The sequence below is a fragment of the Allobosea sp. RCC_152_1 genome (assembly GCF_041360765.1).
Classification (GTDB): Bacteria; Pseudomonadota; Alphaproteobacteria; order Rhizobiales; family Beijerinckiaceae; genus Allobosea; species Allobosea spartocytisi.
Genome location: NZ_JBFUPU010000022.1, coordinates 1 through 1,450 on the forward strand (window position 1 = coordinate 1; position 1,450 = coordinate 1,450).

Here is a 1,450-nt window from a genome sequence, read left to right on the forward strand (position 1 = left end):
GGCTTCTCTTTTGGGGCGGTACGAGTCAAGCAAAGGCTCTCATCGCGGGCTCATCGAGCCCGACGCCGCACATGATGGCTGCTGACGAAGCGACGCTGCAACGCGCTGCGAGGTGGTGAGCTCCCGCCAGGAGTCTGGCTTCTCTGCGAAGTCGGCGCTGTGGCCGCTTCATGATCGGGTCGGATGGAGAGACATCCCAATCTTTTTTGCGAACTGCCAGTTTGACCTGGCGTTCAGCCGCCGCCCGGGATTGCCTGCCCACTCGTCCCTGGACGGGACCTCTATCCGCGCAGCGACGCGGAACTCTTCTCCTGGTTCAGACGGCCTCGGCCTCCCAGCGGAACGGCATGTTGTCGACCCACATCCGATGCAGGATGACCGCCAGGCGCCGGGCCACCGCCACGGTCGCCTTGGCCATGCCACGCCGGCGGGCGACGGCAAGCCCCCATGTCTTCAGCGGCGAACTCTTCTTCGATACCCGCAACAGGGATCCTGCGGCCTCGACCAGTGCCCAGCGGATCCCGGCATCGCCGCACTTCGAGATGCCTCGATCGCGATCGATCTCTCCTGACTGATAGCGCGAGGGCGTCAGCCCGAAATGGGCCGGGACGGAGCGTGATCGGCCGAAGCGGGCCGGTTCGTCGACGCCGGCGCGGAAGCTGAGCGCGACCATCGGACCGACGCCGGGCGCCGTCATCAGCAGCTTGCAGGTCTCGTCGCTCTCGGCCAGCCGCCCCATCGCCTTGTGCAGATGCTGGAACTGTTCCCGCAGCACGCGCCGGACCGCGAGAAGGGGGTCGATGATCAGCCGCAGATGCGGCGATTGTTCGAGCAGCTCGACGATGCGTCGCTCGTACTGCAGCCGGGTCACTGCACCGACCTTGAGCCCGAAGTTGCGTAGCAGGCCGCGCAGGTTGTTCTCGGCATCGAGGATCTTCGTCTGCACGAACTTGCGCGCGGTGAGCAGCATCCGGATCTCCTGGCTCCGGATCGTCTTGACGTGCACAGGCTTGTACAGCCCGACCCGCATCATCTGTGCGATGCCGCGGGCGTCGTTGCGGTCGGTCTTGTTGATCTGCGCCGAGAGCGCGGCCTTCATGTGCCGCGTCTCGACGCAGATCACAGGAAACCCCGCGCTCGCTAGGCCGCTGTAGAGCCATTGCGACAATGGCCCGGCCTCGAGGCCCACCCGCTTGTAGGGACCACCGATCGCATGAAGCAGCGCGGCGATCGCTCCGGGTTCGCTCTCGACCTTGCTCTCCCGGATCAGATTGCCGCCTGCGTCCATCACGCAGACGCTGGTGGTACGAACAGACACATCAAGACCGACGAACAGCTCCATGGCAGGCCTCCTGACCGGTTGAACCAGCTGGAGCCTGCCCGGAAAGCCACCCTCCCGTCACCCAGCGACCAGGAGGAGGCCGGAGCCCCAACAACCCGATCTTTTTTT

Annotated in this window: 1 protein-coding gene; it reads right to left on the reverse strand. The window is 65.3% G+C overall.

Annotated features, from left to right (window positions below):
- Positions 1–316: 316 nt before the first annotated feature.
- Positions 317–1,342, reverse strand: coding sequence for an IS110 family RNA-guided transposase (locus AB6806_RS28935; protein WP_370956368.1), 1,026 nt, complete (start codon positions 1,340–1,342; stop codon positions 317–319).
- Between the last annotated feature and the right edge of the window lie 108 nt (positions 1,343–1,450).

Coding starts and splice junctions, on each gene's coding strand:
- AB6806_RS28935 (WP_370956368.1), bottom strand. CDS start 1,342: ATGGAGCTGTTCGTCGGTCTTGATGTGTCTGTTCGTACCACCAGCGTC.